The 25,739-nt window shown below is 61.9% G+C and carries 23 protein-coding genes, 2 pseudogenes and 1 other annotated feature; of the genes and pseudogenes, 19 read left to right on the plus strand and 6 right to left on the minus strand.

The features are described from left to right. The 18 genes from VVT58_RS21420 to VVT58_RS21505 all read left to right on the plus strand — a co-directional run bounded on the left by VVT58_RS21420 (nt 1) and on the right by VVT58_RS21505 (nt 18,645). Nucleotides 1-582 carry a type IV conjugative transfer system protein TraE gene (locus VVT58_RS21420; protein ID WP_046766249.1) on the plus strand — a complete coding sequence of 194 codons (582 nt, stop codon included), beginning with the start codon at nt 1-3 and terminating at the stop codon, nt 580-582. Beyond that, nucleotides 579-1,382: a type-F conjugative transfer system secretin TraK gene (locus VVT58_RS21425; RefSeq protein WP_046766248.1), complete on the plus strand. Its 804-nt coding sequence runs from the start codon at nt 579-581 to the stop codon at nt 1,380-1,382. The genes VVT58_RS21420 and VVT58_RS21425 overlap by 4 nt, the downstream gene beginning before the upstream one ends. Further along, nucleotides 1,382-2,719 carry a TraB/VirB10 family protein gene (locus VVT58_RS21430; protein WP_046766247.1) on the plus strand — a complete coding sequence of 446 codons (1,338 nt, stop codon included), beginning with the start codon at nt 1,382-1,384 and terminating at the stop codon, nt 2,717-2,719. Before VVT58_RS21425 ends, VVT58_RS21430 begins: the two co-directional genes overlap by 1 nt. Further along, nucleotides 2,706-3,596 carry a DsbC family protein gene (locus tag VVT58_RS21435; RefSeq protein ID WP_046766246.1) on the plus strand — a complete coding sequence of 297 codons (891 nt, stop codon included), beginning with the start codon at nt 2,706-2,708 and terminating at the stop codon, nt 3,594-3,596. Before VVT58_RS21430 ends, VVT58_RS21435 begins: the two co-directional genes overlap by 14 nt. Continuing rightward, nucleotides 3,593-4,417, plus strand: coding sequence for a hypothetical protein (locus tag VVT58_RS21440; RefSeq protein WP_061938797.1), 825 nt, complete (start codon nt 3,593-3,595; stop codon nt 4,415-4,417). Before VVT58_RS21435 ends, VVT58_RS21440 begins: the two co-directional genes overlap by 4 nt. Beyond that, complete coding sequence (gene traC, locus VVT58_RS21445; protein ID WP_046766244.1) at nt 4,417-7,002, plus strand: type IV secretion system protein TraC; 2,586 nt, start codon at nt 4,417-4,419, stop codon at nt 7,000-7,002. The genes VVT58_RS21440 and traC overlap by 1 nt, the downstream gene beginning before the upstream one ends. 7 nt (nt 7,003-7,009) lie before the next feature. Beyond that, entirely contained in the window at nt 7,010-7,375 is a 366-nt protein-coding gene (locus VVT58_RS21450; protein WP_046766243.1) for a hypothetical protein, read from the plus strand. Continuing rightward, nucleotides 7,368-8,024: a type-F conjugative transfer system protein TrbI gene (locus VVT58_RS21455; protein WP_046766242.1), complete on the plus strand. Its 657-nt coding sequence runs from the start codon at nt 7,368-7,370 to the stop codon at nt 8,022-8,024. The genes VVT58_RS21450 and VVT58_RS21455 overlap by 8 nt, the downstream gene beginning before the upstream one ends. Further along, nucleotides 8,005-8,544: a S26 family signal peptidase gene (locus VVT58_RS21460; RefSeq protein ID WP_046766241.1), complete on the plus strand. Its 540-nt coding sequence runs from the start codon at nt 8,005-8,007 to the stop codon at nt 8,542-8,544. The genes VVT58_RS21455 and VVT58_RS21460 overlap by 20 nt, the downstream gene beginning before the upstream one ends. Continuing rightward, the gene (gene traW / locus VVT58_RS21465) at nt 8,541-9,197 is read left to right on the plus strand and encodes a type-F conjugative transfer system protein TraW (RefSeq protein WP_046766240.1); all 657 of its coding nucleotides are present in this window, start codon (nt 8,541-8,543) and stop codon (nt 9,195-9,197) included. Before VVT58_RS21460 ends, traW begins: the two co-directional genes overlap by 4 nt. After that, complete coding sequence (locus tag VVT58_RS21470; RefSeq protein ID WP_319024297.1) at nt 9,194-9,466, plus strand: hypothetical protein; 273 nt, start codon at nt 9,194-9,196, stop codon at nt 9,464-9,466. The genes traW and VVT58_RS21470 overlap by 4 nt, the downstream gene beginning before the upstream one ends. Further along, complete coding sequence (gene traU, locus VVT58_RS21475) at nt 9,466-10,485, plus strand: conjugal transfer pilus assembly protein TraU (RefSeq protein ID WP_405053758.1); 1,020 nt, start codon at nt 9,466-9,468, stop codon at nt 10,483-10,485. Before VVT58_RS21470 ends, traU begins: the two co-directional genes overlap by 1 nt. Before the next feature lie 12 nt (nt 10,486-10,497). Continuing rightward, nucleotides 10,498-11,241, plus strand: coding sequence for a type-F conjugative transfer system pilin assembly protein TrbC (gene trbC / locus VVT58_RS21480; RefSeq protein WP_046766238.1), 744 nt, complete (start codon nt 10,498-10,500; stop codon nt 11,239-11,241). After that, the gene (locus VVT58_RS21485) at nt 11,238-13,130 is read left to right on the plus strand and encodes a conjugal transfer protein TraN (protein ID WP_046766237.1); all 1,893 of its coding nucleotides are present in this window, start codon (nt 11,238-11,240) and stop codon (nt 13,128-13,130) included. The genes trbC and VVT58_RS21485 overlap by 4 nt, the downstream gene beginning before the upstream one ends. Beyond that, a complete protein-coding gene (locus VVT58_RS21490) occupies nt 13,120-13,503 on the plus strand; it encodes a hypothetical protein (RefSeq protein ID WP_226869716.1) in 384 nt (127 codons plus the stop codon). Before VVT58_RS21485 ends, VVT58_RS21490 begins: the two co-directional genes overlap by 11 nt. A gap of 63 nt (nt 13,504-13,566) precedes the next feature. Beyond that, nucleotides 13,567-14,355, plus strand: a complete 789-nt coding sequence (locus VVT58_RS21495; RefSeq protein ID WP_405053759.1) for a conjugal transfer protein TraF — start codon at nt 13,567-13,569, stop codon at nt 14,353-14,355. 68 nt (nt 14,356-14,423) lie between these two features. After that, a complete protein-coding gene (locus tag VVT58_RS21500) occupies nt 14,424-15,821 on the plus strand; it encodes a conjugal transfer protein TraH (RefSeq protein WP_405053760.1) in 1,398 nt (465 codons plus the stop codon). A gap of 16 nt (nt 15,822-15,837) precedes the next feature. Then, a complete protein-coding gene (locus VVT58_RS21505) occupies nt 15,838-18,645 on the plus strand; it encodes a conjugal transfer protein TraG N-terminal domain-containing protein (RefSeq protein WP_046766235.1) in 2,808 nt (935 codons plus the stop codon). A gap of 7 nt (nt 18,646-18,652) precedes the next feature. On the opposite strand, the gene VVT58_RS21510 is transcribed toward VVT58_RS21505, so the two are convergent. The 6 genes and pseudogenes from VVT58_RS21510 to VVT58_RS21535 all read right to left on the minus strand — a co-directional run bounded on the left by VVT58_RS21510 (nt 18,653) and on the right by VVT58_RS21535 (nt 24,618). Continuing rightward, nucleotides 18,653-18,853, minus strand: coding sequence for a hypothetical protein (locus VVT58_RS21510; protein WP_139111429.1), 201 nt, complete (start codon nt 18,851-18,853; stop codon nt 18,653-18,655). A gap of 421 nt (nt 18,854-19,274) precedes the next feature. Then, nucleotides 19,275-21,545, minus strand: a complete 2,271-nt coding sequence (locus VVT58_RS21515; RefSeq protein WP_062017345.1) for a Tn3 family transposase — start codon at nt 21,543-21,545, stop codon at nt 19,275-19,277. An 89-nt stretch (nt 21,546-21,634) separates the two neighbouring features. Next, nucleotides 21,635-21,850 (minus strand): annotated as a pseudogene (locus tag VVT58_RS21520) (integrase core domain-containing protein); the annotation flags it as partial. A 16-nt stretch (nt 21,851-21,866) separates the two neighbouring features. Further along, nucleotides 21,867-22,934: an IS110 family transposase gene (locus VVT58_RS21525; RefSeq protein WP_327754431.1), complete on the minus strand. Its 1,068-nt coding sequence runs from the start codon at nt 22,932-22,934 to the stop codon at nt 21,867-21,869. A 200-nt stretch (nt 22,935-23,134) separates the two neighbouring features. Next, nucleotides 23,135-24,147: pseudogene (locus VVT58_RS21530) on the minus strand (IS3 family transposase); the annotation flags it as partial. Then, nucleotides 23,750-23,866 (minus strand) — a sequence feature (AL1L pseudoknot). Its footprint overlaps the pseudogene before it by 117 nt. A gap of 15 nt (nt 24,148-24,162) precedes the next feature. Continuing rightward, nucleotides 24,163-24,618: a DUF4158 domain-containing protein gene (locus tag VVT58_RS21535; RefSeq protein WP_082718745.1), complete on the minus strand. Its 456-nt coding sequence runs from the start codon at nt 24,616-24,618 to the stop codon at nt 24,163-24,165. 364 nt (nt 24,619-24,982) lie between these two features. Here VVT58_RS21535 and istB point away from each other — a divergent pair, with 364 nt between their 5' ends. Next, complete coding sequence (istB, locus tag VVT58_RS21540; RefSeq protein ID WP_046766228.1) at nt 24,983-25,711, plus strand: IS21-like element helper ATPase IstB; 729 nt, start codon at nt 24,983-24,985, stop codon at nt 25,709-25,711. Nucleotides 25,712-25,739: the final 28 nt, after the last annotated feature.

Consider the following 25,739-nt stretch of genomic DNA (forward strand, 5'->3'; position numbering starts at 1 on the left):
ATGGACCTTAGCTACCAACATTCGCACCACCAGCGAATCCTGCGGCAACGCAATCTGCTGTTCGCGGCCGTCGCGGCGCTCGGGGCATTCAGCCTGCTGCTGCTGACCATGACCCTTTTTCGCGGTCGGGAGATCGTGCTCCAGCCGGTCCTGCGCTCGCCGCTCACCATTTCCAGTTCGGGCGTCAGCCGGGACTATCTGGAGATGATCACGCGTGATGTCGTGGTGCTGACCCTCGATCGCAATCCGCAAAATCTCGAATATTGGATGGAGAGCGTGCTCGCCATCGCTTCGCCGCGGGCACAGGGCAAACTCAAGGCCGATCTTATGCGCATTGTCGAGGAGCAGCGCGGGTCGTCGATATCGCAGTTCTTCACCATCCAGTCGATGACCATCGATACGAAGGCGCTCAGCTCGGAGGTGACCGGCGAACTCCACACCATCGTCGGCAGCAAGGTCGTCTCCAAACAGCTGCGCACCTTCCGCTACCGCTGGGAATATGCGGGCCTCACCCTGAGGCTCATCGGCTTTGGCATGGTGGAGGATGAGAAGGGCCACCGTGAGAAGGGGAGGGCGTCATGATGTCGGCTTATGTCATCGGCAGCGCAGCGGGCGGCCTTGCCTTTCTCTCCCGTCTCCAATGTTTTGCAAGCCGGATGATCGGCCTGCTCCTGCTCGGGCTGGCGATGCTCCTCATCAGCGCACCGGCCTTTGCCGACCAGAATATCGTGGCGGCCGACAGTGCGCAGGTCGATTGCCAGGCATCAGCCAAGGACCTGACCCGCATCAGCCTGGTTGAAGATGAGTTTGCCAGCGTGTCGAAAATCTCGACCGGCAACCCGACCGAGGATTTCTCGGTGGTGAACGAGCCTGTTCGCGGCGACATCTATCTCTCGGTGCCCGACGGTTTCCAGAAAGGTGCGCTGTCCTTCTTCGGAACGAGCAAGCGCGGCTATGTCTACAAGTTCCTCTGCCGGATCACAGGCGATCAGGCCGCGCAGATCTTCGTCACCAATCCCGCCATCGCTCGTGAGAGAGCGGAGGAGAATAGCCCGCAGGGCAAGATCGGACCGCAGGACGCGGCGGTTGCCTTGATGCAGGCGATGGCCGCCAATGGCTCGGCGCCGGGCTACGAGATGCGGCAGCGTTCGCTCCGCCCTGTCTATGTGGGCACGCTCAAGGTGCAGATGATCGCGGAATATCGCGGCGCGGATTTGACCGGCAAGGTGCTGCGCATCGAGAATAAGGGGGCGGCGGCCATCGAGCTTAATGAAGCGACGGTTGCGCCGTCGGGCACGCTGGCCGTCTCGATCGCCGAGCCGCGCCTCGGCCCCGGCAAGATCACGACCGCCTATCTCGTATCGCAAAATGGGAGGCCCTGATGGCATTGGCTGATCTTTTTTCGCGCAAGCGCCGGACGCTCGATGCCGATCAGGAGGCGGGCGAGGGCGTCTCCCCTGTCAGCGCTGACCTCGCCGGCAACGAGGCCGTCCGCCGCAAGCAGCAACTGCTTCTCGCCGGCGCAGCCGGCATCGGCCTCATCGCCTCCTCCTTCTGGATCTTCAGCGGTGACGAGAAAAAGGAGGATCCCAAAGCCACAAGCGGCGAAGAAATCGATGTCTCGACCAAGGATCTGGTGAACCGCAACCTCTCCCAGCAGGAGTGGATGGCGATGTCGGAAAACCAGTTCCAGGCCCAGGAAAATCAGCTGAAGGCCGTGGGCGGCCAGCAGCGGCGGATGGACCAGCTCGCCTCGCAGGTCGAGGCGCTGAAAGCCCAGAACCAGTCGATGCAGGCCGACGGGCAGCGGGTGCTGACCGCTTATCAGGCAGAAAATGAGCAATTGAAGCGCCAGATTTCCGAGCGGCGCACGGCACAGCCAGCGATGGCAGGCCCTTCCGCGCTCTACGGCCCCAATGGCCCGCAAGTCTATCAGCGGCCCGATGCACCGGGCGACGCAGGTGCGGTGCGCGCCGATGCGCTCCCCCGCGGCAATGAGGTCAAGATGGTGAGTTTCACCAGCAGCGATAGTGGGATCGCGTCCAAGGTCGCCAAGGGCAATACCGTCTATACCGACAGCCCCAATTATCTCCCGCCCAACAGTTTCGCTCGCGCGCGGGTGATTGTCGGGGTCGATGCAAGCGCGGGCGTCAACAGCCAGACCGATCCGTTGCCCGTCGTGCTGCGCATCACCGGTCCCGCTCGCTCGGTCTTCGCCAATGGCAAGCTGCTCACGACCAAAATCGAAGGCTGTCTCATCAATGGTGCCGCGCGCGGCGATCTCTCGAGCGAGAAAGTCTATGTGAAGCTCCAGAAGATGACCTGCCCGCAACCGGGCGGCCGCTATGCGGTGTCCGAGGTCAAGGGGTTCATCGCCTTTGGCGGCAAGACGGGCGTGCGCGGCCGGGTGGTGTCGCGCGAGGGATCGCTGGTCACCCAGGCCTTCATGGCGGGCCTGGTGGGCGGCTTTGGCCGCGGCTTTTCGGCCAATGCGAACAGTGTGTTCCAGGGCACCAACATCTCGACCAATGGCAAGCGTGACAAGCTCTCGACCGGGGACATCCTCGAAGGCGGGCTTGGCGAAGGCGTCGCCCAAACCGGCGACATTGTGTCCAAATATCTGATCGAACGGGCCGAGCAATATCAGCCGGTGATCGAGATGCCGACCGGCATCGATGTCGAGATCGTCTTCCTGGAGGGTGTTTATGTTCGCAACTAGGCTGCGGCGCCTTGGGCGCTTCCTCTCATATCGACCTGCATCGATCGGGTTAGCCTTCGGTTGCGTCGGCCTCGCGAGCCTCAGCCTCGCGGCCGATGTTGGCGGCGCGGAGGGCGGGGTCAGAGAGGCGCTGAAGGCCCGGCTCCCCAAGACCCAGGTTGGCGCAGTCGATTGCCAGAAGGTCAGTGGCTTGTGCGAAATCACCGCCGGCGCCAATCTCTTCTATGTCGATCCCGCCGCACGCTACCTCATCATCGGCCGTGTCTATGACATGCAGACCCGCCAGGACCTGACGGCAGCCAAGCTGCTGGAGATGAACCCCGACATGCTGGTGGGCGCGGCAGCCTCGGCCAATGCGGCGGCGAACCTGACGGGCGAGGATGCGCAAAAGGCCGCCTTCGCCGCTGCCGCCAAGGGTGGCCGGATGGAAAAGCCGACACCGGAACGCCGATCGCCCAAGCTCTCACTCGAAAGCCTCGGCAAGGACGGCGCCATCATCTGGGGCAATCCGCAGGGCCAGAGCCTCACCATCTTCACCGATTTTCGCTGCAGCTATTGCCGCGCGCTGTCCAATGTCCTGCGTTCGATGAACGTCAAGGTGATCGAGCGGCCGATATCGGTCCTGGGCAGCCGCGACATTGCCGACCGCGTCTATTGCGCGAAGGACAAGGAGCGGGCCGTACACGCCGCCTATGCCGGAGAGCCGCTGGCGGGCGGCGCGACCTGCGACACGTCGGGGCTTGATGCCAATGAGGCTTTTGCTCACAAACACGGCCTCAATGGCACGCCGGTCATCGTCCGCAGCGACGGTGCGGTGCTGGAAGGGTATCGCCCGCGCGAATTTCTCGAAGCCTGGCTTAAGGACGCACGGTCGTGAGCGGGGCCGTCACGACAAGGCCGCTGGCCGCGATGATCAGCAGCGTCCTGGCTTGCCTTCTTTCAACCGGCTGCGCGAGCCTTGGCGGTAATGTGAAGGGCAGTTTCGCCTGCGCCGCGCCCGATGGCATTTGTGCGCCGAGCGCGGTCATCGATGATCGAGCGCTCGCCATGATCACCGATGATCCCTCGGCCACGCCGACCCCAGCAGGGCCCTATGAGGAGCAGCGCAAGAGTCCGGCGGCCACCAAGGTCGCGGCGGCTGAGCCGGTGCGCATGGCGGTCAGCGCCGACGCCACGCGCAGCCGCGAGCGGTTGATGCGCATTGTGTTCCCGGCTTTCATCGATGAAGGCGGTCGGCTCCATGAAGCGAGCGCCATCCGCGCCGTGGTCGCCCAGGGAGAATGGCAGAGCGCGCCCGAACCTCAGGAAGCGGTCCTGCCGCGCAACGCGTTTTCGGCCGCGCCGCAGATGCAGAGCCTGGCCGAGGCCGTCACTACCACCGAACCACCGCTCGCCGTTGATCCCGATCTGCCGACGCCGGCAGCCGTCGAAGCGGCGCGGGCGCGGAAGGCGGATCCCGTAGCGGCCATCAAGGCTGATGTGGCGCGTCGGCTTGGGACCGCCGCGCGGGCCGGTTCGCCGTCGGTTCCGACACCTTCCGCGCCGCAAGCGGCCTCATCTACCCCAGCGGCGCTTCCGAGCAAGCTGGTTCCGGCGAAAGGCGCCGCCGCAGTTTCCGTGCCCGCGTCGCCTAAGCCGGTCGTCCAACCCATCGTGCGGGCAACCGCCTTTCCTGCCGCCATCCCGGAGGATGAATGATGGCTGATCCCAATATTTTCGAGCGCCTGATGGCGGGGATGCTGGGCGACACCAAGCGCCCGGACAGCGGCCGCCCGGATCTCGGCGTCCCGATGCTGGCGCATTGGTTGCCCTACCGCAGCTACGACGCGAAGAGCGGCATCTTCTACAACAGCGCCTCGCGCGGCTTCGTGCTGGAGGTGGCGCCGATGGTGGGCGCGGATGAGCGCAGCGGCGAGATCCTTGCGCAATTCCTCTCCGAAGCGATCCCGACGCCCGGCTGCCTGCAATTTCACCAATGGATGAGCCCGCGCGTCGGCGAGCTGCTCTCCAAATGGTATGTGCCGCGTTACCGGGCGCACGGGATTTACGAGCGCATGGCCAAGCACCGGGTCGAGCATATGACCCAGGGCGTCTGGACCTCGCTCTCGGCCGACGCGCCCTTTGGCCTGCGAAACCACCGTGTCGCCATCTCCTATTCGACGCCGGAAAGTTCGCGCGTCTCCAACGAGGAGATTGTCGGCGTCATGGACGGGCTCATTTCCGCGCTGGCCTCGATCAACGTCACCGCCCGCAAAATGGACCCGCCCGCGCTCATCGCGTGGATCGACGACATCACCTCGCCCACCACCGCGCCGGGCGACGACGCGGTGAGCTATAATGCGTTCGATCCCATCGCCGACCAGGCGATCCGGCGCGATGTCGAGATGCGGGTTGAGGCGGATCGCATATTGCTGCGCACCGAGCGCTTCCGTCCCACCGGCCGCGAGATCGACGGTACCCCCGAGATCGGCGAGATTTACCCCGACACCTTCGATGTCCGCTCCTTTTCGGTGCGCAACTTGCCCCAGCGCTGGGCGCCTTGGGATGTCGCGCGGCTGATCGGCGACATGTTCACCGACAAGCTGCGCATGCCCTGTCCGGTCGCCACCAATCTCTGCATCGATTTTCCCGATGTCGAGGCAGCGTCCAGCAAGGCGGGCTTCAAATTCATGCGCACGACCAGCCTGGCCGACAGCAAGTCGGCGCGCTTCCTGCCGCAATTGAAGGAGCAGAGCCAGGAATGGCGCTATGTGAATGACGAGATGAAGCAGGGACGCAAGCTCGTGCGCCTCTTCTATTCGGTTACGGCCTTCTCGCCCAAGGGGAAGGGGGATACCCATGAGCGGGTCCTCAAATCCGTCTATCGCGCGGCGGGCTGGGATCTGCTCGACGATCGCTATCTCCAGGTCATGGGCCTGCTCTGCGCCATGCCCATGACGATGGCGAACGGCCTTTCCAAGGATCTCGAGCGCATGAAGCGGATGCGCACGATGCTGACCACTACGGCCGCCAATCTGGCGCCGATCCAGGGCGAGTATCTGGGCGGCCGGACGCCGCATCTGCTGTTGATCGGCCGGCGGGGCCAGCCCTTCTTTTGGTCACCCTTCGAGAATGCGGCGGGCAATCATAATGTCGCGGTGTTCGGCAAATCGGGGTCGGGCAAATCGGTCGCCCTCCAGGAACTCTGCGCCTCGCTCTGCGGCGCGGGCGCGCGGGTGGTGGTGATCGACGACGGTCGCTCGTTCGAGCACAGCGCCAAGCTCCAGGGTGGCGCCTTTGTCGAGTTCACCATGTCCTCGGGCTTCTGCCTCAATCCCTTCAGCATGATCGACGCCGATCTCGCCGCGCGCGACGAGGATTATCAGCTCGACTGCATGGCGATGCTGAAAGCCATTGTGAACCAGATGGCCCGCCATATCGACCGGCTGAACGATACCGAGCGGGGCCTCATCGACGGGGCGGTGAATGAGGTCTGGGAAGAAAAGGGGCGATCCGGGTGCATCGATGATGTGATCGCGGCGCTCGACCGGACCGGCAACGAACTTGCCAATGCGCTGGGCATCGCCATGCGGCCCTTCTCGTCGCGCGGTACGTTCGGCAAATTTTTCGAAGGCGAGGTGTCGTTCGAACTGTCGGCGGACCTCACCGTCTTCGAGCTTTCCGATCTTTCCGCGCGCGAGGAATTGCGCAGCGTGGTGCTCACCGCGATCATGTTCCTCTCCCAGCAGATGATGCGCAAGATTGACCGATCGATCCCCAAGGCCTTGCTCCTGGACGAGGCCTGGCAGATGCTGCGCGGCGGCGCGATGGCGGACTTCATCGAGACTTATGCGCGCACCTGCCGCAAATATGGCGCGTCGCTGGTAACGGCGACCCAGTCCTTGAACGACTATTATAAGTCGCCAGGATCGATCGCGGCACTCGAAAATAGCGACTGGTTCGTCATTCTCCAGCAGAAGCCGGAAACCATTGCCGACTTCAAGAAGCATGACCGCTTCGAGATGGATGACTATACCGATGCATTGCTGCGGTCGCTGAAACGCAACGGTTTTGAGTATTCCGATATCATGATCAAGGGACCCGAGACATTGGCGGTCGGCCGCCTCGTGCTCGATCCCTATAGCGCGACGCTCTTTTCATCGAGCCCCAGGACCTTCGCTGCGATCGAACACCTGGTGGCGCAGGGTCTCACCATGGAGCAGGCGATCGAGCGCGTCGCATTCCCGGACATGCCGGAAAAATGGTCGGCGGACCCGGGCGATCTTCCCCTGACAGCGGAGTGATGGAGTCATGCGAGAACTGACAATCAGTGCTAGTGAGGAGATCGTGCGGAGAGCGGAGCGGCGGCGGTCGCGCCAGTTTTGGGCGGGCCTGGCAGCGCTGACGCTGAAACTGGCGGGCTTTTTGGCCACGACCCTGCTCCTGAGCTGGGGTCTCCTTGCCCTGTTCTTCTTCGCGATCGGCGGCTTTTCAATCGATGGCATGGTGATCCAGCTCCATAATTTCACCACGCGCTATTTGGCGGCCGATCCTGCGCGGCTTGCCGCTTTCCGGCACTTGGCCGTCGCCATCTATTGCGGCGCGGCCCTTCTCCTCATGATCCTGCGCCGCCATCATATCCTGCCCGCGCCGCAGAGGAGCGCCCGCCATGGCTGAGCAGCAGGAACTCGATCTGCCCGCGCCGGACCCCGTCCTCCGTCCACGCCGTACCAGCCTGTTTGCAGGCTTCACCCGCGGCCAGCTTCTGGGTGGCGCGGCGTTGGCCGCGGCCCTGGTCTGGGGCATGTGGGTCACCAAGACCTTGCTCGCGCCACCGGCCGAGCGGATCGTGTCGGCGCGCCTCTCGACCATTGTCGGCGAATATGTCCAGGCGCAGGCGCATTCGGCATCCTCGCCCGCCCAGGTCGAGGCCGAAATGCGCCGTTTCATGGGCACGCTCGACCAGGAGTTGCAACGACGCTCGCGCCAGGGCGAGATCGTCATGGTGGGCGAGGCGGTCCTGTCCAAAAATGTGCCGGACATCACCGAGAGCATCAAAAAGGCCGTCTATGCCTCGGGCATCGCCATGCCAAAGCAAGCGAGCGCCCAGCAATTGCTGAGCCTTCAGCGCGAGACCGGTGGTCTTGAAGGGCCAATGCCAACTCCACAATCGCAGGCGTCTGCTCCGTCGCCGATGCCCGCCATGCCGTCGCCCGCCGGAGCCTCGTCACCATTCGCGCCCGTGCCTCTGGCAGGTGAGTATCCCGGCGGGATGGGCGCTTCGGTCTCAAGCTTTGGAGGGCACGATGGCGCTGGTGGTCAGTGATAGCCCGCGCGTATCGGGCTGGCGTCCGCGCAAGCGGCTCTGGGCGCTGCTCGGCATCGCCGTCATCGGCTATGGCGCCTGGCAGGCCCTTCACGGTTGGCGCGAGCGCCATGCGGTGCTGATCAACCTCACCGACTCGCTGCCCAACTGGGCGTTCCTGATCCACCGCACCAAGGTTCCGGCGCGCGGTGACTATATCTTCTTCGATCCGCCCGCCAATGCGCTGGTGCGACGGCACTTCGGGAACCCAACGCCGCTATTCGGCAAGATTGTCTACGGCATGCCGGGCGATGTCATCAGCCATGACGGCACCGACGTTCGCATCAACGGTCGGCCGGTCGCGCATAGGAAGGCGCGTACGCGCCTCGGCGAGCGGCTAACGCCGGGACCGACCGGCGTGATCCCGAATAGCTGCTATTATGTCGGCACGCCGCACAAGGACGGGTTCGACAGCCGCTATGGCGAGATTGGTCTTGTCTGCGCGCGGCAAATCTTCGGGGCAGGGGTGCCCGTGCTGTGAGGGTGCTGCTCACCGTCCCCATCGCCGGCGCTGCGCTGGCGGGTGCCCTGCTGATCATCGGCCCAATGCGTTCGGAAGCGCGGGACTATGGCGCGGTCGGCCAAACCTTCCCGGTCATCGAACCCGATCTCCTGGCCACTATCGAAGCGCGGCTGAAACGCGCCGAGGCGAGCGGCGAACTGGCGCGGATGAACGCGGCTTTTGCCAAGAGGGTGGAAGCCAAGGTCCGCCGGCCCGATCCCGTGGCCGGAATCACGCCTGCGCAGGCGGCGCGCAGCTGGCAGTTCGATCCGACGGTCACGCTCGAGCAGGATATCAGGGACCAGAAGGGGACACTTATTGCGGCGGCGGGGCAGAAGATCAATCCGCTCGATTTTGTGCGGCTCACCCAGGCGCTGGTGTTCGTCAATGGCGACGACGCGGCCCAGATGACCTGGGCGACGACCCGGTACAGCGACGCCAAGGCGAAGATCATCCTGGTCAGCGGCTCACCGATCGATGAGATGACCAACCGCAAACGCCGTTTCTATTTCGATCAGGAGGGGCGGCTTACCGCCAGGTTCGGCATCCAGCACACGCCCGCCGTGGTGCGGCCTGCGGGCCGGGTCATGCAGATCGAAGAGCTGCTGCTCGACGCGAAGAGGGCCGGATGATGCCGCTCTGGCTCGATCTCCTGCGCACGCCGATGGCGGCGCCCGAAACCCGGTTCCTGCGGGCGATGCGGCATGTCTGGCAGGGTCTTTACCTCGCCCTCGCCACCACCATCCTGCTGCTCGACCCATTGAAGCAACTCCTCGGCAGCAGGGCCTCGCTCCTCATCGCCGGGCTCATGCTCCTCACCGCCACCCACAGCCTCATCTATCTCCGCGTCAAGAATCGGGCGGACACGGAGTGGCTCACCCAAGCCGGGGAGGGCGAATGATGCGCAGCCTTCGCGCCTTGCTGATGATCCTCGGCCTGCTGGCGGCGTTCGCTCTCACCCCGCAGCGCGCCGAGGCAGCGGGGCCGACCTGTCACGGCAAATTCGCCAATCCCATCACGGATGTCTGCTGGTCCTGCCTGTTTCCTCTTTCGGTCGGCGGCACGAAGATCTGGCCGGGCAACCGGCCCGATACCGGCAATCCCGCCTCGCCCATCTGCGCCTGCGCCGACCCGCTCCCGCGCATCGGCATTTCGGTCGGCTTCTGGGAACCGGCACGCCTCGCCGATGTCACCATGAAGCCCTGGTGCTTCCCCAATCTCGGCGGCATCCGCGTCGCGCCCGGCTTCGATATCGGCCAGGGCTATATGACCGGGCCCTCGATGGTCGGGGGGCGCTCGCAAAGCACCGCCAAATGGCATGTCCACTGGTATGTCTATCCGCTGCTCTATTGGATGGAGGTATTGACCGACTTCGTCTGCTTCGAGCAGGCGAGCTTCGACATCGCCTATATGACTGAGGTCGACCCGCTCTGGCAGGATGATGCGCTCTCGGGCCTCATCAACCCCGAAGCGATCGTCTTTGCCAACCCCGTCGCGCAGGCCGCTTGCGCCGCGGACTGCATCGCGGGCACCGTCGGCGTGCCGCTCGATCCGCTCTTCTGGTGTGCGGGCTGCCAGGGGTCCATGTATCCCATGAACGGAAATATTCCCTCATCGATCGGCCATGTGCAATCCTCCCGGCTCGCCCTGTCGCGCTTCGCCTACAAGATGCACCGCCAGGCGCTGGCCTGGGGGACGATGGGGTCCAAGGGCCTGTGCAAGAAATATCTGATGCCGATCATGCGCAAGCAGCAATATCGCTTCCAGATGGTGAACCCAATCCCGACGGTCTCGGGACGTTTCGCATGTTCGGCGATCGGCGCCTCGACCTTTCCGCCCGACGCGGGCCGGGCCTTCCCCGCCGTCGGCGAGGATATGGGCTATCTGGTCTGGCGCAAGCGCAACTGCTGCGTGTTTTAGGGGAGGGACGCCATGCATCTCGCCAGGATCGGGCTTGCCGCCCTTTTCGCCACCGCCGGCCTCTCGGCACTGCTCGCCCAGACTGTCGAGGGGATCGACGTCCAGGCGGTCAAGAAGCGCGCGGCGGACATGCAGGCGGAAGCGAATGCCTTTGTCGATGAGGTCAAGGATCGGGGCGACGCATTCCGGGAAGAGGCGCTCAGCGTGCATGAGTACGGCACGGAAAATATGAAGCGGGTCGCCGCGAGTGATCTCCCGACCGGACCTGCCGGCCCCATCGACTTTGACGCGATCGTCGAGGGGGCGGCGCAGAATCTCACCGCCAAGCCCGGCGAGGCACCGCAGTTCATCGCCTTTGCCAGCCTCTCCATGCCGCCAGCGTCTTTAAAGCAGATGGTGCGGGATACAGCGGCGGCCGGCGGCATCGTCGTATTTCGCGGTTTTCCCGGCAACAGCATGAAGGTCTTCGCCGGCCAGCTTGGGAAAATCGTGGACGAACAGGATATGGCGAATATCGGCATCGATCCACGTCTCTTCCGCGCCTTCGATGTGGCGGCGGTCCCGACCTATGTCGCGGTCTCCTCCGATTTTGACGTCTGTGCGGGCTTTGATTGCCAGACACGGGTGCCGCCGCATGACCGGATGACGGGCAATGTGACGGTCCGCTATGCGCTCAGCAGCTTTGCGGAAGGCCATGGGCCAGGCGCACAGGTTGCAGGAATCGCGCTCGCTCATATGGACCGGGCAAAGCCGTGAGATACAGGGCCGCGCTGCTGCTGCTGATCAGCGCTGCGGCCGCGGCAGCGCCATTATACGCGCAAATGACGCAGGAACAGGCGCGGGAAGAGGGGAAGGGTCTCGGCAACGCCATGCGGTCGAACGGCGCGCTGGTGCCCAGCGAGCAATCGCAGGCTGAGGCCGTGCCGGGCTATGCTGGGTCGAGCCTGCAGCAGGGGGACTATTTCGATGACCCTGAGAAACTCGAAAATGACAGTGCGGCGCTCAAATCCACGAGCGAGAGCTACCGGATCACCACGGACGCGGATCGAACACGGGCGACCTTCGACAATGACGAGATCAAGTCGACAGCCAGCAGGGCGACCACGATTGAGAATGATCCGGGCAGCTATTTGCAGGGCCAGGAGATCGGCGGCACGAGTGGCAGTTGCACCGCGCTGCCGCCGGGCGACGGGCAGTCCAGCAGCTATGAGGCAACCTGCAATGCCGGCGCCAGCGTTGACCAGAGCCAGCCCAGCTGCACCGTGCCCCAGGTTCCGCAGTTTGAGGAGAAGACGGCATACCGGTACAGCTGCGGCTACTGGTATAATGAGGTGTGGCATAAGCAGATCCGATGGGATCCCAACACGAGCAGCAGCAGTTGCACCGGCTTTGAAACCGCCCCGACGTGTAGCCTCGAAAGCACGAGCTTCACCGTAGAGCGCCGCTATGTGGGCCGCCTCAATAAGGATCGCTCGCTTTATCAATCCAACACCGTGCGCACCTATAGCTGCACGGCGCCCGCAGCGTCGACAAACGGCAAGAAATATTGCGATGCCTTCGGCTGCTTCACCCCGGCGCCGGTGGTGGACTTAGGGAGCGGCACGACCAAGGTGCATGTCGGAACGGCGGATGACCTGGCTTCCTGCGTTGCGCCGGTCCGCAATGGACAATGCACGCTCACATCGTCGGTCTGCACGGACAGCGAACCCAGGACCCGGATGGTCGATGGGGTGAGCGTCACACAGGATTGCTGGGCCAAAGCGAACAGCTACCAATGCACCATTATCGGCGAGGGCAATGACTGCGCTGATCTGGAGGCCAATGCCCAATGCAGCTTCCTGCGCAAGGAATGCATCGATGACGAGGAGGATCCGGCCTACGACCCTGGCGCCTGCAAGGTCTTTGAAAATGTCTATCGCTGCCCGGTGCCGCAGAGCGAACGGGGTGCGGAGAAGCAATATATTTGCGGCGGCGACGTCTACTGCATCAACGGCGACTGTGAACCGATCGTCCGTGAGGCCTCGACCGAGTTCAAGGACGCGCTGGTGGCGCTCCACTCGATCGACCAAGCCGGCAAGGAGTTTGACGAAAATAATTTCACCGTCTTTTCAGGGGAACGGGACAGCTGCCACAAGCCGGTATTTGGGCTCATCAACTGCTGCGCGGGGAAGACCTCCGGGCTGTTGACCATCGGCGCGGGCGCGGCGGCGCTTGCCGGCGGCCCCGCCGCGATCGCGGCGTTGGCGACGCCTTTCTTGACGCTCTTCGCCTGCTCGCAGGGCGAGATGAAGCTCGATATCAAGGACCGGATGGGCTTTTGCCACAAGGTCGGCACCTATTGCTCGTCCAGCATCCTGGGCATCTGCAAGACCAAGCGTACCGCCTATTGCTGTTTTGAGAGCAAGCTCTCGCGCATCCTGCAGGAACAGGGCCGTATCCAGCTGAACAAGCCCTGGGACAAGCCCAAGAAGGAGCAGTGCAAGGGCTTTACCATCGAGGAGTTTGCGAGCCTCGATCTCTCGGTGATGGATTTTACCGAAGTCTATTCCGAGTTCATGGACGCGGCCAAGCTGCCTGATGAAGTCCAGACCATGACGGACATTCAAGCGAAGATACAGGGATATTATGATCTCCATGGCCAATGAGATGATGGCGCCCCGCGCTCCCTTTGGATGGGACATGACCGCCTTCGAGCTTGCCATCTTCATCTGCGTCTATCGCAGCCCTTCGCCGATGCGCGCGCAGGAGATTCACGATGGAGTAGGGCGATGGTTCGACTGCGGGATTCCGGGTGAGTCCCTTGCCGATAGCGTCGGCCACATGACCGGGCGCGGCTGGCTCATCAAGCGCGGCGACCGGTTTCGCGCAACCATCCAGGGCCGCGACATGGCCCGACCGCTCATGAACGGCATCATCCGCATGCTCGACCAGGGCACGCGGCTGCTCGATGTCGCGCTGATGATGTCGGTGCTGCAGCTCACCAAGGGGGAACTGGACAGCGCGCCCGGCGGCCATTGAGGTCGCGTGTTTAAGGCAAGGAGGGTCGATAAAATGGCGATGAAAAGCGTGCTTGTGGCGTGGATGCTGGCATCGGCCATAATTTCCGCTCCCGTCCACGCGGACGAACCCGGTGCGGCGACCGATGGCGTGGAGCAGTCCGATGCGGGAGACGATTTCTATTGCCGGGAACGCCGCCTCGGCCAGTGGTTCTATTGCGTCAGGCCCAAGGCTGAACCGGAAAAGCCAGCGCAAACGCCCCAGCAAAGCGCCGCCGATCGGATGGCGGCGATCACGAAGGAACTGGATGAGCTCAAGGCACGAGCGATCCTCGAACCGACAGAGCAGAATGTCATCGCCTATGTCCGTTTCCAGCGGGAGCAACTCGATCGCGCCTCGACCTTCTCAGACACCTGGCAGCGGGCGCTCTGGCAGAACCCCGATCTCGATTACACGCTTCAGCGGCCGGTCAGTACGGTCGGCAAGCGCGCCTGGCTCGATAATCGCAAGGCCGATCGAGACGCAGTGCTGGAAACATTGGGGCAGCGCTACGGGCTTTTCTATTTCTACGCGCAAAGCTGCGGCGCCTGCGAGATATTCGGGCCGATCCTCAAATCCGTGGCCGACAGCCATGGCATGGCGGTGATGGCGGTGTCGATGGACGGCGGGCCGAACCGCGATTTTCCCGATTATGTGGTGGATGCGGGCCAGCGCGTGCGCATGGGTGTGCCGGGCAACGAGACGCCGGCGCTGGTCCTGTTCGACACCGCGACCAAGCGGACGGTCCCCGTCGGGTTCGGGATGCTGAGCGCCGACGAGATCATGGATCGGATATTCATGCTGACCAACACCAAGGTGGGGAGTGATTATTGATGGCACAGCCAAGCAAAGACAGCAGGCTCCGTTCTCTACTTCAGCGCGGGGCTGCTGCCGTCACCCTGATGACGGCGGTGCATCTGAGCGTCATCGGCGTTGCCGACGCCAATGTGGCGTCCGAGATGAACAGCTTCTTCAATGATGCGGGGGGCGCTGCCAACATCACCGGGCCCACCGCCTTCCAGGGCCAGTCGGCGGGCTATTATTCGCTGGGCAATGTCTGGACGCGCTTTCCGCAGAAAAGCGTCTCGCCCTTCAACCTCCAGCTTCCGAGCGCGCGTGCGGGCTGCGGCGGCATCGATCTTTTCTCAGGTTCCTTCTCCTTCATCAACGCGTCCGAGATCGTGGCGATGCTCAAGGCCACCGCCAACAATGCGCTGGGCTTTGCCTTCAAGCTCGCGATCGATTCCGTCTCGCCTGAAATCGGCAAGGTCATGGACGAGTTCAGCCAAAAGGCGCAACTGTTGAACCAGATGAACATCTCCAGCTGCGAGACCGCGCAGGCGCTGGTCGGCGGCATATGGCCGCAGATGGACACGACCCGCGCCACTATCTGCGAGGCGGTCGGCAACAGCCAGGGTGTCTTTTCCGATTGGGCCGCCTCGCGCCAGGGCTGCAATAATGGCGGGAGCCGCGACAGCACAATCGCGGGTAATTCCGACGCGGCGATGAAGGACCAGCTGGTCGGCGAGAAGCATAATTATACCTGGGAGGCGCTCAGCAAATCCGCCAAATTCGGGGCGTTCGACCAGGAATTTTCCGAATATGTGATGACGTTGGTCGGCACGATCGTCACGACGCCCTCGACCGATGCCAGCGTCGGCGGCAAGGTGGTGATGTTCGGGCCTGCCGAGGATGCGGTGGTGACGGCGCTGCTCGATGGCACCGAAGGCGGCTCGGCGGTCAAGATTCTCAAATGCAATGATGGGGATTGCTATGATGTGGGTGAGCAGACGTTGACCATCCCCCGGGCGAGCGCCCTTCGCCCCCGCATCCAGCAGATGATCGATGACATGTATGGGAAGGTCCGCTCCAACACGGCGCTCACCGCCGCTGAACGCCAGTTGCTCAACCTCGCCACCGTCCCGCTCTACAAGATCCTGACCGTTTACGCCTATGCGCATACGCAGCTCACCTATGGCGAAACCGAGGCGCTGTCGGAGATCGTCGCGGTCGACCTTCTGAACGCCATGCTCGACAATATGATGGACCGGGTCGAGCAGTCGAAGGTCCATTATCAGACGGCCGACCAGGCGACCGCCGATCAGTGGAAGCAGCAGATCACCGCAGCCCGGCAGCGCTTCTCCCAGCGCGAGATGAAGCTCAACACCAAGCTCCAGGTGACCATGCAGGTGATCAACCGGACCATGGCACTGGAATCTACGCTCCAAAACAGCATGTCGCCAGGCATGGCCGCGGCATTGAGCTTCTCACGCGGGCTGTCCGCCCAGGGCCTCAACTAGGCGGGAGGGACGGGCGATGCTGGAGGTCTTCACGGTCGGCGGCGGCGAATATCTCGTCAACACCTTCAACGCCGTCGCGGCCTGGTCAGGCGGCGGGGGCTATCGCTCTATGATCCGCGTCGCCATGGTGATGGGCCTTATCTACTCGCTGTTCGTCGTCGCCTTCACCCTGAACTACAAGGCCTGGCTCAACTGGTTCCTGCAGGCGACGCTTATCTATATGTGCTTGATGGTCCCGACGGTCAGCATCAAGGTGACCGACCGCATCAATCCCAGCCTTGCCCCTGCCACCGTCGAAAATGTGCCGTTAGGCCTCGGCGTACTGGCAAGCTTCACCACCCAGATCGGCGATTATCTGACCCGCACGGCCGAGACCGTGTTCGTCATGCCAAGCGAGCTCAATTATTCCACCAACGGCCTCATCTACGGCGCGCGGCTCTTTGACGCGACCCGCAATTTCATCATCCGCGATGCTGAATTTTCGACGAACCTTGAGCAATATATGAAGCAGTGCGTGTTCGGCGACATCATGCTCTATCAAAAATCGCTGACCGATTTGGCCAAGGCGACCGATCTCTGGGCGGCGATCGCCACCGAGGCGGAATCGCGCTCACAGGAATGGCTCGAACGCAGCGGCACCACGGTCACGCCTTATATCGTGACCTGCCGCCAGGCCTATCAGATGCTCGACGCGCAATGGGCACCGATGATCGATGCGCATGCGCCGATCTGGGGGAAGGAAGCCTATCCCAAGCTCAGCAACACGCTGGCCGCCGACAAGCTCAAACATGACATCCCTGTCGTCAATGGCGCTTTTACAGGGTCCGGCGATGGCTTTGCCCAGGCGATGCGCCAGAATACGGCGATCAACGCCTTCATGCAGGCGCGTAACAATATGGTGGGTGGGGCGGCGGCCGGCGCGATCGACAGCTTCGCGCAGACCCGCGCCGACATGCAGGCGCGCAACACCTATAACAGCATCGCCCAGCAGGCGATGGCCTGGGTTCCGATCCTCAACATCGTGCTGACGGTCGTCTTCTTCGCCATGTTCCCGGTGATTTTCCCGCTGTTCCTCATGCCGCAAACCGGGGTGTCGGCGCTCAAGGGCTATGCGACGGGCTTTTTCTATCTCGCTGCCTGGGGACCGCTTTATGTGGTGCTTCACATGATCTGCATGACGCGAGCAGAGGAAGCCGCGACCGGCGTGGCCGAGGGTGGCATGACGCTCGGATCCTATGCCGGCATTGGCGCGGTCAACGCTGAAACCGCGACGATCGCCGGGTTCATGCTGATGAGCGTGCCGTTTCTCGCCGCCGGGCTCGCGCGGGGCGCCATGTCGATCGCCGGCCAATCCATGTCGATGCTGGCGCCGGCGCAGAATGCGGCGGAGGCAGCCGCGCTCGAGCAGACCACCGGCAATTACGCCTATGGCAATGTGAGCTGGGCAAACCAGACGTCCAATATGCGGCAGAGCGACCAGTGGAACACTGCGGCGACGTACCAGGACGGTGGGCCGGCCTATAGCTTCCGCAATGACAATGGGTCCGTGATGTCGGCGTTCGGCAATGGCAGCGAGGTGATCGACATGCATCAGGCGATTTCGCGCCTTGATGTCGAACCCCGCGCATCGACCGGCTTTGTGTCCGAACTCAGGGAGCAGGCGAGCGTCGCGGAGCGGCAGGCCAAAGCTTATGAAGCCGCGGCTTCGGACATCCTCACCAGTACCCACACCAATCGCAGCGCCTTTGGCACGTCGAGTGAGCAAAGTTCCGGGTGGGACAGCAGCCGCGGACGCTCATCTGGGACGTCGATCGAACGGTTCGATCGTAACACGGCGTCGTCCAGTGCAGGAACAGAGGAGAGGTCGTCGGTTGGTCAAAGTCAAAGCATTTCGCAAGGTCATGATAGGACGGCTGGAACAATTGACGCCGTCGCTGGCGAGATACGTGCCGGCATCGGTGGTGCAGGGGCTGGTGCAAAGGGAAAAAGCGGCCGCGGTATTGGTAGCGTATTACCAGGTGTTGGTGGGACAGTTAGCAAAACCGGGCAGCAAATTGATACGATGCGTCACAGCAACTCCGATCAACGAAATACGGAATCAAATAATTCCTCTTCGGTCAATATGCGTGACGAGCATGCAAATGGTTCAAATGCCAACGAGACGCTTGGAACCTATGACCGTGATGGAACATTCGATCGGGCTTCAATGTCTGCGAGTTCATCCAGAAGTACGGAGGATTCACTTTCGCGCGCCAAATCGTACCAAGAGACCGCACGAAAACTCCACGAACTATCGGAGCAGCTTAGTCGTGACGCGAGCTATGCCGAAACCCATGGAATGCAACTAAGCGCCAATCTTTCGCAAGAATTAGCGGATTGGTATCGCATGGAGCAGTCCCGCAATCCTGGAATGGGTGCTCCAGAATTGTGGGTGACCACGCTGACCGATCAGCAGCGTGATGCGAGGAATGCGTTGATCGGTTCATGGATGCAGCAAAAGCAATCGGCGATCCGAGAGGATGTGCAGGAATTGATACATAGCCCAAACCTTGTGGACGTTCCTCATCGAGAGATCGGAAATTTCGACACCGTCCGCGCGACATATCATCCGCATTCCGTGGAGGGGATTCCGAATGGACCAGATACCGGCGATGCAGGAGCAGCAGGCCGAATCATCAATCAGGGTAAAGATTCGATCGATAATGTTCGCGACAATGCAGAAATCCAGCGTGCGTCTGCGGTACGGGGATCAGCGGATGTTCAGGCAGATGTGAACGCTGATCATGAAATAGGCTTCTTCCAGGATCCCCGCTTACGGAGATAGATTGGGATCAAATGTAGATGAAATAGGCGACGCACGAGAATGCGATGAGATAGGCGATGGCGTAGCCAATACGTTGGGCGGTAGTCTCGTCTCCGTCTCCAATCTGATTGGGCTGAAGCGGATCAAACTCATCCTGCGTCATGTGCACGATTGGACAAGCAGGGCTATCCTGCGTCATTCCATATGTGTTCAGGTCGATCTTAAGCACAGCAGCCTCCAAGAGGCTTATATTCGAACCGACGTTCTTCATCAATATCAGGTGTTTAATTCAACTTGAGTTCCGCTCTAACTGCCGAAACACTGTATCGCTTGAGCCGCTGGTCCCAAACGGTGGAAGCGCTGAATGGATGCAGTCGATCAATTTGCAACCCTTCAGAATTGGGCTGAGTCGCGGATCGACATGCGTATCGAATGTGCCTGTGGCCGGACCGTCAATATTCCCTCCAACCCGATTCTGGGTCGTTTCCGGTTTGATAGCGCCGTGTCAGAGGCGGCGAAACCGCCGTATCGGGGGTTCCCGTACGGGTTTCGCCAAAAGTAGCGGTAGGAAAACGGGATAAATTCAACGATTTAGAAATTACCATCGTGAAGTTTCCTCATTAATTCAGTAGCTTGGGATTTTGTGCAGGTTATGGGGTCGCAGCCTTGCGCGGGTGCCCACGCTCCCTGATCGGGAAGTGCAGCTTTCCGTGCATGTTGCTGTGGCGGACCGCGACAGGTGCTACGTGCGCGAGATATTCCGGCGGGTAGCGGCCCGGTCGCGCATCAACGACCTCCTGCATCGCTGCAGTTTTCCAAGCCATGACGATGTTTGTCAGCAGCGTCAGCGCGCCTGAGACTGCCACAATCTCGCTGTGCTTGCGTCCGTGTTTCGCCTCGATCCTGCCCGCCAGGATTGCCCGTTGCAGCTGGTGCACGGATTCTCCCTGAGACAGATTGCGATGCACCTCGCGTCGAAAGTCAGGCTTGACCAGGTAATCGAGCAGGAAAAGGCTACGCAGGACCTTCCCGACCAATGTCCCGGCCTCATAGGTTGCCGTGCCTCTTGCCGCACTTCCGTGCCGATCGATGATTGTCGCGGCCGAACTGTGGCCGGTCTTCAGCGACATGATCACATGGAGCAGGCTGTCCCAGCCTTCCTTGGCAAGCCGCGAGACTTTGACGCGCACCACCATGGGTTCGAGGGTTTGCGGAACGGCTACGCCATCGGGCAGGTACAATTTCCTCGTCGCCAGATCGGCCAGTCGTGGAGCCAGATCAAAACCAAGGAGCTTGGCGGCGGCCATGGCAAAATGGGTGAACCCATGGGTGTCGACGGCGAGCCTTTGCAGTTCGCAGACTTTCTGGTTCAGCGCGCCTTCGATCGCGACGCCCGCCTGTCTGAGGTTCAGCAGCACGGGCTGATCGTAGATGATTGCCCATTGATCGACGACATGCGTGTACGTGCCAACTGCCGGAGTGCGCCGCCGAGGTTCAATCCGGGCCAGCCAGAGATGGCGCGTCGCATCCATGCTCATCATGTCGGCCGAGCCAGCAATGCCGGAGCCCCACAGGCGCGTGATGGGATTGGCGAGCATCGATGCAGCCACACGGTCACTTGCAGCCCGAAACTGTGCGTTCTCTTCCAGCGTTCGCATCATCATCTCGATGCGATCATCGCTCACGCCGTCCAACATGCGAGCCATGTCGGCGGCGGTCTTTTCCGTACCAAGCGCCAGCAATGCAGCGTAGAGCACTTCCAGCTCGGCAGGACGGGTAGGGGCACGGCCCAAAAGCACGCTCGAAAATCCCGTCGAGCAGTCGACGGAGACCATCACCGCGGGAAGTTGGACGTCGCCGATCTGACCGAACAACGCAGACCTAGTTTCGTCGACAGCGGGATCCTTTGGCGCAGCCGACAGCCGCGGAACCTGGAACCGATCGTTGGCAATGCCGATTTCGCCATCGGCGATGGCTTCGCCGAGCATTTCCATCCGCAATGCAAGCGGTTCCTGAAACCGGCGAAGGTAAGCCTCGATCGTCGTTGGCCAGCCATTGTTCCGCAAGGCTTGTGCCCGAGAATTCGCCCAGGTGATAGCTGGCATGAGCTGATCGGCAATACTACGGTGATGCACGCTGTGGCGTGAGCTGGCAGATCCATTGCGAAGGGCGCGTTTCAACAACATAGCCGTAGCCACTTCGAAGGCTGCAAACCTCTGGCCAGGGTTACCGCCCAATATTGCGGCGCCGGAAGGCGACCGAAGGAACGGCTCGCATTCCCACTCCATCAGATCTGTTTGGCGTTTGGAATATTTACTAGCGAGGGTTTCCAGTGCTTGCTGAAGCGGATGAGCAGCCGCGACATCGATCGGCAACGTGCAGACCTGTTGCATGAGGGCGCGAAGTCGCGATGGCGCTTCGCTCATTTGAACGCGAATGGCGGCAACCTTGCCTTTTGTCGCAGGCAAGGATCGCAAGGGCTGCATCGCGCGCAGCGCGACCTGTCGAAATTCGGCATCGATCATTTGGCGGTCGTCGAGCGCGCCGATCATGATGCCTAAACTGGACCGATAGAGTTTCAGCTCGTTCAGCGCGCGCTCTTCCACCGTATTCCGCGCCTGACTCCACAGCTGCCCAATTCGACGACCGGTCTGCATCAAAACGGCGTCAGTCGCTTCCAGTAATTGCAGCCTCAACCAGCAGCCAATCTCGACCGTGCGCCGGGGCTCGGTGAGGCGGGAAAGGGTGGCCGCTTTTTGGCGCGCAATACGGACAGCGTGGAGGCGAATCCGGCCGACTGTCAGGTTCGGCAAGGCAAGCCGATCAGCACCAAGCGATTGAAGTTCAGTGATACGGGATTGCATCATTTGGATATCGTTCCGCCCGAAGCCTTTGGCAGGTGCGCGGAGCCAGTCGAGCAAGGATACGCTTTTGGGGATGGATCTCGCGGCGGAAAGACGACTTGACCAACTGAACCGCACCGAGATTGCCGGAGGCAAGTTTTCTTAAATTAGGCAGCCAGTGGGACGTCGTCCAGCATGGCGTAGTAGCGTTGCTCCGCTTCGACGGGCGGAACGTTTCCGATCGGCTCCAGCAGGCGCCTGTTGTTGAACCAATCGACCCATTCCAGCGTGGCGTATTCGACGGCTTCGAACGAGCGCCAAGGTCCTCGACGGTGGATCACTTCGGCTTTGTAGAGGCCGTTGATCGTTTCGGCCAAAGCGTTGATGCTCCTATGTCGGTCAAGAGCTTTTCGCGGATGTTGTTGCCGGATGTTCGGTACAGAGGTGCTGGTAGATTTCGCGGGCAATGTACCGCTTCAGGCACCGCCGGATTTCGCGAGGAGACTTGCCTTCGGCGGTTCGGCGCTGGATGTATTCGCGGGTCGGCAGATGGTGACGCATGCGAACGAGCGCGACGCGGTAGAGAGCCGCATTCGCCCGTCGGTTGCCGCCGCGGTTAAGTCGATGACGGTTGGTCTTGCCACTCGATGCCGGCACTGGGCACACACCGCAAAGTTTGGCAAACGCGGCCTCCGACCGGATCCGCTGGGGATTATCACCTAGTACCACGAGCATGTCGGCAATGGTTCCGGTCGACACACCTGGCGCATCCATCAGTGCCGGTGCCTGGGCACGCACCAACTGCTCGAGGACTGCTTCGTGCTCCTTGATTTCGGTGTCCAGCATCAGCCATCGGTTCGCCAATGCGCGCAACGCCATCTTTGCCGATGCGGTGGTGGAGGCCGGAGCGCCTGGGCGCAGCGCTGCGATCGCGCGGATAAGCGTCATCTTGCCGGTGATACCGATGAACCGCTCGCGCAAAGGCTGCGGTGCATTCACCAGCAGCGTTTTGAGCGTGATCATGGCTTGTGTTCGAGCCTTGAGCGCGGTGTCGCGGGCGATCTTGAGATGGCGGATCATTTCGACGGTGCCATCACCGACCTTGGGTTCACCGTCAGCGTCACCCGCAAGAACGGCCCGTGCGGCGGACTCGGCATCCACGGTATCGGTCTTCCCATGCCGACGTCGGAGCTGCCGGTTGACCCGGCCGACCTCGATGACACGCAAGCCCATCGCCGTCAGCGCTCGTGTGAGACCGGCACCATAGGAGCCAGTCCCTTCGATGCCGAACGCATGCACGGTCCCGTGCTCAGCTGCCCAGGCCGCCATCTGGCGATAGCCTTTGCTCGTTACTGGGAAGGAGGCGGTGGCAAGCCGAGCGCCCAGTCCATTGATAGCGACGGCGACGTGAACATCTTTATGAGTGTCGACGCCGATGACCACGGCGTCAGATGTGATAACATGCATACGGGTCCTCCAGGCAGGTGGAACCCGAAGCGCTTCGCGAGCGGACAGGACTGTGACGGGACGGCACTCCCTCAGGCTCCTATCAAGTCACGTCTCGCGACGCCCCGGGTGCAGCCTGGGGGGCCGACAGATCAACGCGATGACACGTGGTCAGTCGTAAGCACGGGTCAGACCTCCCAGACTACATGCACCTTCTCACAGTCGTAGCTGTCGCCGACGCTGCCGACGGATGGCTCGATGCCGGCTTCAGCGAGGCGTTCGGTGTACTTGATGGACACGTATTGCGATCCGCGGTCGCTATGATGGACCAGGCCGCCGCGATGAACGGGCTGTCGGTCGTGGATGGCCTGCTCCAACGCATCCAGCACGAAGCTGGCATGCGCTGTTCTACTGACGCGCCAACCCACAATGTAACGGGCGTAGACGTCGATCACGAAGGCAACGTAGACGAACCCCGCCCAGGTCGCGACATAGGTGAAGTCGGAAACCCATAGCATGTTCGGCGCCGGAGCATGGAACTGGCGGTTGACCTGATCGAGCGGGCGTGGGGCCGCCTTGTCTGCAATCGTGGTGCGAACCGGCTTGCCGCGGATCACCCCTTGCAGACCAAGATTTCGCATCAACCGCTGCACAGTGCAGCGCGCGACATCGAAGCCTTCGCGCTTCATCTGCCGCCATATCTTGCGCGCACCGTAAACACCGAAGTTCTCGGCAAAGACCCGCAGAACTTCGGGCTTCAGCTCCTCATCTCTCCGGACACGAGCAGATTGCAAAGCCGGGTCTCGCCGCTTGGCAAGGCGTTCGTGATAGGTGGATGGGGCGATCGGCAGAACCCGGCAGATCGGCTCGACCCCATAGGCATCGCGATGTTCGTCGATAAAGGCGATCATCGTTTGAACGGGCGGTCGAGCTCCGCCTGGGCAAAATATGCCGACGCCTTGCGCAGTATCTCGTTGGCCTGCCGCAGTTCGCGGACTTCACGCTCCAATGCTTTGAGTTTCTCGGCGGTCTCCGTCGGCACGCCTCCGCGCTTGCCGCTGTCCACCTCCGCTTTCTTCACCCATTCCAGCAGCGTGTGACCGGAACACCCGATCTTCTCGGCAACCGATGTGATCGCAGCCCAGCGTGAGGGATAATCGCCCTCGTGATCCAGCACCATCCGGATCGCTCGCTGCCGAACCTCAGGGGCGAACTTGTTCGTCGTCTTGCTCATCGTAGACCCTCACTCTCAGGAGTTAAGGCCTCCGGCAATCTCGGTGCGGTTCAAACTGCCTGTCAGTTCGGCCCCAACTGCAGCTTCGATCTCCGATCTCAGACCTTCCAATACATGATCCTGCGCCGCGGCGGCAAGTCGCTCAAGCAACCGTTCCCCTGGCAAGACATACGAACGATCGTACAACCACCGACGCGCTTGACGTATCAAATCGGGCCTCGAGATCTGTGTCTCGGCTTGGCATCGCAAGAAGGCCGTCAGCATTCGCAGCACACCGTCTTCCGCAGACCGCCAGCCGATCGCTTCGGCAGCCAGCCGTTGATGCGCGAACAGCGTCTCCGGCGTCGATAGATTGCACGCAACGTTGCGATCTGTGGCGCTGGAATGCCGGCATGATTGGCAACGAACTCGAGGATTCCGGGCGGAATTCTTTCGAACCCGGCTAACGGACGGCCGGTCATACGCAGGAATCCGATGTGCAGGAGCGCCCTAAGCGGGTCAAAGGCCGCCGACGCGAAGAGACATATGGGAGCATATGCTCGGCCGGCTGGAAAAAGTACTCGATCTCCGCATGGGTCAGTGAAGTGGGCAACGCGTCAACGCCCAGATATTGCTCTCGCCAGCTTTCCATCGGCAGCTCTCCTTTGCCGACAGACAAGGCTATGGGAATTCTTGCGGAGAGTCTTTGAAAACCTGAATGCCACACAACCCATTGATATTACGCGGAGCGGCAATGCGGCGTGTCGGCAACATGCTGATTTATCACAACTATTCTTACCGCTACTTTTGGCAAAAGTGGTACGGGAACCCCGTTACGACCAACTGAGGAACTTCCATGCAGCGGCATGACATGATCGACGCGATGCGCGGGCTTGGACTCAAGGGGATGGCTGGCGCGTTCGATGAGGCCGTTACCACCGGCCTTCAGCGGCAGCGCACGACGATGGAGATACTGACCGATCTGCTGCGCGCGGAGGCAACCCACCGCCGCGCAGCCTCGATCCGATACCGAATGACAGCCGCCAAGCTGCCGGTGGTGAAAGACCTCGATGCCTTCCACTTCGAAGTGACGCCGATCAACGAGGCGCTGGTCCGTTCGCTACACAGCGGCGCGTTCCTGCCTGCACAGCGCAATGTCGTCCTGGTCGGCGGCACAGGCACCGGCAAGACCCATCTGGCCATCGCCATCACCGCCAATGTGGTCCGCGCCGGGGCGCGGGGGCGTTACTTCAACACCGTGGATCTGGTGACCCGCCTCGAAGAAGAAGCCCGGATCGGCAAGAGCGGCGCGCTTGCCGCCCAGCTCGCCCGGCTCGATCTCGTCGTCCTAGACGAGCTTGGCTATCTGCCGTTCGCCCGCTCAGGCGGGCAGTTGCTGTTCCATCTGGTCAGCAAACTTTACGAGCAGACCAGCGTCATCATCACGACCAATCTGGCGTTCGGGGAATGGCCAACCGTGTTCGGCGATCCCAAGATGACCACCGCTCTTCTCGATCGTGTCACCCATCATTGCGACATCATCGAGACCGGCAATGACAGCTGGCGCTTCAAGAACCGAAACTGATCCCTGCGGCACGCCGGGATTAAGATGC

The sequence above is a fragment of the Sphingobium sp. SJ10-10 genome (genome assembly GCF_036038995.2).
GTDB lineage: Bacteria > Pseudomonadota > Alphaproteobacteria > Sphingomonadales > Sphingomonadaceae > Sphingobium.